Raw genomic sequence first — 7,955 nt, forward strand, 5'->3', positions numbered from 1 at the left:
TAGGAATCGGAAACGTGAACCAGCCCACAGATCTTGCTCTAGCCCTGAACCCGTTCGACGCCGGGTTCAAGTCCGATCCGTATCCGGTGTATGCCGAGCTGCGTGCGACACTGCCGATCCATCGTTCGCCGCTGGGTGCGTGGATCGTTGCCGATTACGCGACGTGTGATCAGGTGCTGCGGAGCCGGGATTTCGGTAAGGACTTCGCCAATTCGACCTTCTTCGATCAGTTGACCGCGATGATAGGCGACGATATGCCGCCGTTTCTCGGGCTCGGAATCGACGGAGACGCACGGCCTTTCATGCTCACCGACCCACCGGAACACACTCGTCTGCGGGGTCTGGTGGCCAATGCGTTCACGCGGAGCACGACCGGGACGATGGCGGCCGTCGTGGCCGCGGCGGCCGAGCGGGCGGTCGGCATCGCGCGGACGGCAACCGATTTCGTCAGCGAGGTGGCCGAGCCGTTTCCGATCGAGGTGCTCGCGGAGATTCTCGGCATCCCCGATGCCGACAAGGCGAAGTTCACACGCTGGTCGCGTTTGGTGGCAGGAGTACTGGACATCAACTTCGCGATCCCCAAAGAGGTCGCGCAGCAGCGTCAGACCGCGATCGACGAGTCGCTGGAGTACTTCCGCAGTCTGGCGCGCACGCGCGCGACGGGTGGATTGATCAGCAGCCTGGCCGCGGTGAGCGACGATTCGGGCCGGCTCAGTCTGGACGAGGTCGCGGCGACCTGCCTGCTGATCACTGTGGCGGGGCAGGAGACCACCTCGAACACCCTCGGCAATATGATGATCTGCTTCTCGCGTAATCCGGATCAGTACCGGCTGCTGCGGGAGAACCGTTCGCTGGTCGATTCCGCGGTGGCGGAGGTCCTCCGATACGAGCCGCCCGCCCATGAGGCCGGCCGGATTGCGCTGGCCGACATCGAGATCGGCGGCCACGCGATCACCGAGGGTGATGCCGTGATGGTCCTGCTCGCCTCGGCGAACCGGGAGGCCGTCGAAGACGGTGACCAGTTCCTGGTCGATCGCACGGAGGTCAAGTCGTTGTCCTACGGCTTGGGCATCCACCACTGTCTCGGTTCGGCGCTGGCGAATTCCATGCTCACCACGTTCCTGTCGAAGTCCCTCGAGCAGTTCGAATCACTCGCTGTGGAGGAGCCGATCGCTTATCGGCCGGGCATGGGCCTGCGCGGACCGGCAACGCTGGCAACGGTTCTCGGTGAGGCAGGCCATTGATGGCCGTCTTCGCGAGGCGGGTGGTCCGGCTCGCCCGGGTCGGATCACCACGGTTCAGCGTGCTGTACTGCGCGGGATTTCTGGCCGGGACCGCCGTGGCGGGCGGGCTGACCGCCCGGATGTTGCCGTGGTGGCTGGGGTACTGGCTGTTGTTCTGTGTCGCGGTGGAGTGGCTGAATCGACTGGCGGATCTGCCGGCCGACCGGGTGAATCAACCAGAACGCACCCGCATGGCCCTGACGTTCGGTGTCCGGACATTGCGACGGCTCGCCATCGCACTGTGGGTGGCGGTCTCGGCCTGGTCGATAGCGTTGGCGCTCACCGTGACTCAGCAGCGGGTCGCCTTGGCGGCGGTGCTCACGATCAATATCGCCATCGGAATCGGTTATTCGATAGGGCGTTTCGCCAAGCGCCGCCCCCGATTCGCACTGTTGCTGCTCAGCGCCACCACGGTGCTGCCGATGGTCACCGGCGCCATTGCCGGCGATACGGCAGTGACGGGCCGGCATTTGGTGGCGCTGGTGGCCGGCGTCGTGCTGCTCGGCACCTCGTCGCTGGCGATTGCCGGCGCGAAGGATCTCACCGATATCGTCGGGGACCGGCTGATCGGCTATCGCTCACCGTGGGTGCAGGTCATGTCGTCCGGCGCGGGCCGTAATGCCGTCGCACTGCTGGCGATACAGCTCGCCGCCGCGGGAGTGATTGCGGTGGCTGCGGATTCGGCATGGGCGCCGGTTGTGCTCGGGGTGATACCTCTGGAGTCGGCCGTCGTGCTGTTCGCACATCGCAGCCGGACGATGGCGGATTTCGTTGCGGTGCGCGAGTTCATGTATCTGGTGAGTCTGGGCAATGTCGTGCTGACCGCGATGGCGATCGTCGGTACCGCGGACTATGTGGCGGTCGTCGCCGGGTGCGTGCTCGCCTGGGTCGCATTGTCGCGGTTCGGCCATTGGCATCGGCACTTTTCGTGGACCGTGCTGGTCCGCATTTCGAGCCTGGCACGCGGCGTGCCCGCGGGCCTTCCGGCGGCGAGTGCCGCCCGATTGTAGGAGTCAGGTATATGACCTTGGATGACGAACTGCGCACGGTCGTGGCGAAGGCGAGCGGACTACAGGCGGGTGATGTCGACGACCACGACGCCCTGCATGACGACCTCGGTATCTCCTCGTTGGACCTGATCGAGATATATGGCCATTTCGAGGAGAAGTACGACCTCGTCATCACCGATGACGAGGCGGCGCCCATCGCGACGCTCGCGCAGATGCGCTCGCTGATCGAGTCGAAAATGGCTGCGGCGAAGGTGCATTGATGTCTGGCAATGCACTCATCACCTACACCGAGACCGCTACGGCGGCCGCGCCGGATCTGGCTGCCCTGTGGCGCGGTCTGATGGCACTGACGGTGCCGGAGGCAGCGACGATTCCAGGCGTCGGATCCGATGCCGACTACCGCGCATTCACTGTGTCGGACAACCGCATCGGATACGAGACCCGCTACGCGGACATCGTCGCGGCCGCACTCGGGCCTATCCTCCCCAGAATCCGCGCGGCCGCCCGCGACGCTCGGCGGGGCCGGCCCGTTGTCCTGGTCTCCACCGTCATGGGTTCGCGACCGCAATACGATCGGCTCGGAGCGGACGCCGCGGGCGAGGCGATCTCCGAGGCCCTGGCTGCCGATGTCGCCACGGTGTCGGCGTTGCTCGATGATGCGGCGGATGTGCTCGGCATCGGATCCGGTTGTGCGGCGGGCACCACGGCGATCGGTATCGGGCGCGGCCTTGTCACATCGGGCCGGGCCGATTTCGTGGTCTGCCTGGGTGCGGAGATGATCTCACTGGAGGTTCTCACCCTGTTCACCGCGCTGGGCGGGCTCGCGCGCGACGGTGTGGTGCGGCCGTTCGACGAACATCGCTCCGGGATGCTGCCGGGCGAGGGCTGGGGCGTACTGGTGCTCGAGTCGCAGCGCTGGGCCCAGGAGCCGGTGGCGCGTGTGCTCGGTTACGGCGAGGCGTCGGATGGTTACGACATCGCCGCGCCGTCACCCGATGGCATCGGCCTGACGGCGGCGATCGGCCAGGCCTTGGACGAATCCCGTTGCCGGATCGACGATCTCGGCTGGGTGTGCGCCCACGGCACCGGCACCAGGGCCAATGACGCGCTGGAAGCACGGATATACGACCGGTTGTTCGGTGAACGCACGCAACCGCTTCCGTGTGTATCGCTCAAAGGCATGACCGGGCACTGTCAGGGTGCGGCCGGGGTCATCGAGGCAGCCGTGGCGTGCACGTCCCTGGTCGAAGGGATCGTGCCGCCGAATGCCGCGACTCGGACGATCGATCCTGTCGTGGCGGCCCTGGAACGAATCCGGGTGCCATTGACGCCCGGGGCGTTCGGAGCATCCCCGGCGGGAGGACCGAGGGTGTTGTCGACGTCGTTCGGTTTCGGCGGATCGGTGTCCGCGGTCGTATTGGGGCGGCCATGACCACGAGCGATATCCGCGGAGCACTGCCGTTCGGTGATCACGGCTCGTGGGTCGTCCACGAGGGCGGGCCGGACATCACCGAAGCCGAGGCGTGCGTCCGCGCCGTCACCGCGGTACCGGCCGGCGTGCCGCTCACCGCGGCCGATCCGGGCGCCCGGCGCGTCGGCGTGCTGTGGTCGTCGTCGAGTTCGGGCAGCGATGCCTACCTGCGGGTGCTCGAACGGCTCGGGCATCCGAGGAAACGGGTGGTCGCCGCCGTGGGCCCGCTCAGCGGCGCGAACGCCGATGCGGCCGTGGTGAGTACGCGATTCGGCTGGACCGGGCCGAGCGTGTCGGTTTTCGGGCCGTGGACCGAGCTCCACCGCTGGTTGATCGACTACTACCTGGACAGCGGCCGCGCTGAGGTGATGGTGGCCGGGTTCAGCAGCAGGCACGGTGATCGGGTCGTCGCGGTGGCGACGGCCGTCCTCGGGCACTCGAGAGAAGAGCGCTATGGCCGCGCGGTGTTTTCCGATGACTGATCTGGCCCAGCGCTTCTGGGGAGTGCCCGGCCCCGCGGCGGATCCCGGCGATCTCCTGTATGTCGACGAGTTCGGGCGGCGAATCACCGTGCGCCACTTCACCGAACTCGCCGAGTCCCGGCAGGCCCACCTGACCGCTGCCGGTGCCCGAGCGGGCGATGTGGTCGTGTGCGCGGTCGAGACGTCGCTGCTGTGGCTCGCCACCCTCGCAGGCCTGTGGTTGCTCGGCGCGGTACCCGTGGTCGGGCGGTCCTCGACGCCACGACCTGTCCTCGACACCACGGCCCGCCGAATCGGCGCGTCCCATGTTCTGGTCCAGCCCGCAACAGGCTTCGAGCTCGACGCGATTGCCGGAGCCGGACCACGCCCCGATCCCGGCACCGGGGCCGACCGGCTGTTGTTCGGTCAACTGACGTCAGGTAGCACCGGTGAGCCGAAGGTGGTGGGCCACAACCGTTCCGGCGTCGCAGGTTTCGCGCGTGGTGTGGCGACCCTGTACGGAGCCGACCGGACCGCCCGCATTCTGACCGCCGCCGACATCAGCTTCGGATATGGGTTCGGCAATACGGTCCTGATCCCCATACTGACCGGCGCGGCGGCGGTGCTGTGGTCCGATCCGGCCAGGACCGAGGCGATGATGGGCGTCATCGACCGCGAATCGGTTACCATTGCTGCCCTGTCTCCGCGGGTCTGGGCCGGGATAGCCAGAAAATTGCGTACCACCGGCACCGGTGCACTGGGCACTGTCACGACGGCGGTGTCGGCGGGCGAGCCATTGCCGGACGATCTGCGGGCCGGACTGGAAAAGCGCCTGCGGCTGTCGATGATCGACGGTTACGGCGCGACCGAGATCTTGCACATCGTGGCGACCCGCCGGTCGGCGGCGGACGGTTTCGTCGCGGTCGACGGGATGAGTCTCGGGGTCGCCACCACGCCTGCGGGCCAGGTGCTTGCCGTGACCGGGCCGATGGTCGCGAGACCGTATCTGCATGCGCCGCCGGCGGATCGACCCAAGCTGACCGGAGGCACCTTCGTGTCCGGCGACGCGGTGCACGCCGACGGAGAGCGGCTGACCATTGTCGGCCGCGCCGACTTCCTGCTCAATCGCGGTGGCGTGCTCTGTTCCCCCGTGGAGTTGGAGGCCGCGGCGTGGGAGGTGCTCGGGGTGGAATCGGTCGCCGCCGAGGTCGATGTGCCCGGCACACCGGCAGCGAAACTCGTACTCGGCGTGGTGGATCCGAATGCGGGACGCTCCCCCATCCAGCTCGGCAAGGAGCTGCGAGCGAGATTGGCGGGCCGGTCCCATCTGGCGCCGGACACCGTCACGACGCTCACCGCCCTGCCGTTGACCGCCACCGGAAAACTCGACCGCCGCGCTGCTGCGGGCATGCTCGCACGCCGGGTCGGGTCGACAGTGCGCTGGCGTAGTCTGCGCGCCGGGCCTGGTCCGGCGATCGTGCTGCTGCCGTGTGCCGGTGCGAGCGCGGACTTCTATCAGGGCCTGGCATCCGCAGCGAAATGCGCGGTATCGGCCGTCGAGATCGATCCGAGTGCCGTCACGGATCTCGACGAGCTGATCGAGACGATCGCCGACTATCTGCACGCCGAGACCGACCCGGGCGATCGACTCGTCGGCCACAGCCTCGGCGCCGCGATTCTGGCCGCGGCCGCGGCCGTGCGGCCCGACGCCGTACGGGGTCGTACGGCGGTGACCTTCTGCCCGCCGCCCGCCCATCCGACCGCGGCCGAATTCGCCGCTCTCGCAAGGGAGACCGATCGGATGCTGGCCGCGAGATTCACCGGCCAGCCGCGGGCGCTGGATCGCGCGCGGCGCCGTGTCGATTCCAGCCTGTCCGCCGCGGCGGGCTGGCTCGACCGGCTGGGTAAACATCTCGCCACTTTTCCCAGCGCTGCGGAGGTATCGCCCGCCGATGATTCGATGAATCGTGGCGCCGATCCGATAACGATGTGCCACAACCACATTCGAGTCGAGTCCGGTGGTCACTACCTGCCTTTGACCGATCCGCTGCGCGCCTTGGATCTGATCGCCGCCGTAACCCCTGCTATATCTGACAACGAGGAGATCGCGTGACCACATCATCGTCGCCGACCGAGGAGTTCGCAGCCCGGCTCGCGCAACCCAAGAGTATTGTGCCGGTGGCGCTGGCCATCGGGGCCGCAACGTTCTTCCTGATCCTGGATCTGACGGCGATCAATGTCGCATTCGGCCCGTTCCAGCGCGATCTGGGCGCGACCTTCAGTGGCATGCAATGGATTCTGGACGCGTACGCCACCAGCATGGCGGCGGCGCTGTTGCTCAGCGGTGTCTTCGCCGACCGTTTCGGGCCACGCGCCGTCATGTATACCGGCGCCGGAATCTTCGCCCTCGCATCGATGATGGCGGCCCTGTCGGATTCAGTGGGGCTGTTGATCTTTGCGAGATCCGTGCAGGGGATCGGTGCGGCGGCATTGCTGGCGTCGGTGCCGGTATTGGTCGTGCACAATTTTCCGAAGGAACGCCGGCTGGTCGGTTTCGGCATTTTCGGCGGGGCGTCCGGGATCGCCCTGGCGGGTGGTCCGTTGATCGGCGGCGCGCTGATGGCCATCAGCTGGCAATGGATCTTCTGGGTCAATCTGCCCGCCATGTTGTGCACGGTGCTCGCACTGTACGGTTGCCGCAGCCTCGGCCGGTCCGGGCGGGCCCTGGGCGGGCGCACCCTGTCTGCGGTCGTGCTCGGAATCTGCTTGTTCGCACTGGTTTTCGTGCTCACACACGGGTACGACATGGGGCTCGGCGATGGCCGCATCGTGGCAGGCATCACGGTGGCCATCGTCGCGGGCGGCGTATTCGTCGGCCTGCAGCGGTTTCCCGCGTACGAATTGATCGATCTCGCACTGTTCCGCAATCGCACCTTCGTCGGTATCAATCTGATCACCCTGCTGGTGAACATGGCGGTGTTCCCACTGGTTCTCATTTCGGTGCTGTACTTCGAGATCGTCCACGGTCTGAGCCCGGTGCAGACCGGGTTGCGGTTGATGGTGCTGACCGTGGCGCTTTTCGTCGGCAGCGCCGCCGCCATGGCGATCCAGGCGAAGATCGGCCGGACCCACGCGATCACCGTATCGCTGGTGGCGCTGGCGGCGGGGCTCGCTCTGCTGGCCCTGCTGGATACCGGAAGTTCCTGGACCACATTGATTCCCGGTTTCATCGTCGCCGGCTTCGGGATGGGCGTCTTCAATCCGCTACGGGCCGAAGGCACCGCCGCGCTGGTGCCCGAGGAGACAACCGGGATGGCCTCCGGCACCGGTAACAGCCTCCAGGAGCTGGGAGTCGCCGCAGGCATCGCCTTCTCCGGCACCCTGTTCTTCCAGACCATGAAGGATCACTTCGGCGCCGGCTTCGACGAGTTGCGCGAGCGCGCGGCCGGTGGCGCGCATCTCCCGGTGGAGGTGTCGGCGCACCTCGACGACGCGTTCGTCACCGCATGGGATCGCGTGGTGCTTTTCGGCGCGGCCACGATCGTGGTCGGTCTGCTGGTCTGGCTGGCCACCGGCCGCGAGACCATGTTCCGGTACGAGCCGTAGATCCTGACGCAAAGCGGGCAGTCTCCGGAGAGGCTGCCCGCTTTTGTTGCCGTGTAGTGATTTACAGCGGGATGTTCTTGTTGTGCTGCGGGCGTGCCGGTGCGGCGGCCAGGGCGGCGGCGAT

At 67.1% G+C, this 7,955-nt stretch carries 7 protein-coding genes; all 7 read left to right on the forward strand.

The genetic code is table 11. The features are described from left to right. The first annotated feature begins 14 nt into the window (after positions 1 to 14). Genes ACH438_RS34975 through ACH438_RS35005 form a run of 7 tightly spaced genes read left to right on the forward strand, consistent with a single transcriptional unit; the run spans position 15 to position 7,831 of the window. Positions 15 to 1,244, forward strand: a complete 1,230-nt coding sequence (locus tag ACH438_RS34975; protein ID WP_397013224.1) for a cytochrome P450 — start codon at positions 15 to 17, stop codon at positions 1,242 to 1,244. Further along, positions 1,244 to 2,293 carry a UbiA family prenyltransferase gene (locus ACH438_RS34980; RefSeq protein WP_397013226.1) on the forward strand — a complete coding sequence of 350 codons (1,050 nt, stop codon included), beginning with the start codon at positions 1,244 to 1,246 and terminating at the stop codon, positions 2,291 to 2,293. The genes ACH438_RS34975 and ACH438_RS34980 overlap by 1 nt, the downstream gene beginning before the upstream one ends. Before the next feature lie 11 nt (positions 2,294 to 2,304). Then, on the forward strand, positions 2,305 to 2,553 hold the full coding sequence (locus ACH438_RS34985; protein ID WP_397013228.1) for an acyl carrier protein: 249 nt from the start codon (positions 2,305 to 2,307) through the stop codon (positions 2,551 to 2,553). Next, entirely contained in the window at positions 2,553 to 3,725 is a 1,173-nt protein-coding gene (locus ACH438_RS34990) for a beta-ketoacyl synthase N-terminal-like domain-containing protein (protein ID WP_397013230.1), read from the forward strand. Before ACH438_RS34985 ends, ACH438_RS34990 begins: the two co-directional genes overlap by 1 nt. After that, a complete protein-coding gene (locus ACH438_RS34995; RefSeq protein ID WP_397013232.1) occupies positions 3,722 to 4,246 on the forward strand; it encodes a hypothetical protein in 525 nt (174 codons plus the stop codon). Before ACH438_RS34990 ends, ACH438_RS34995 begins: the two co-directional genes overlap by 4 nt. Next, positions 4,239 to 6,338 (forward strand): AMP-binding protein, encoded by a 2,100-nt coding sequence (locus ACH438_RS35000; protein ID WP_397013234.1) that lies wholly within the window; start codon positions 4,239 to 4,241, stop codon positions 6,336 to 6,338. Before ACH438_RS34995 ends, ACH438_RS35000 begins: the two co-directional genes overlap by 8 nt. Continuing rightward, entirely contained in the window at positions 6,335 to 7,831 is a 1,497-nt protein-coding gene (locus ACH438_RS35005) for an MFS transporter (protein WP_397013236.1), read from the forward strand. The genes ACH438_RS35000 and ACH438_RS35005 overlap by 4 nt, the downstream gene beginning before the upstream one ends. The last annotated feature ends 124 nt before the right edge of the window (positions 7,832 to 7,955 follow it).

This window comes from Nocardia sp. NPDC020380, from assembly GCF_044386975.1.
In the GTDB taxonomy this organism is placed as follows: Bacteria; Actinomycetota; Actinomycetes; order Mycobacteriales; family Mycobacteriaceae; genus Nocardia.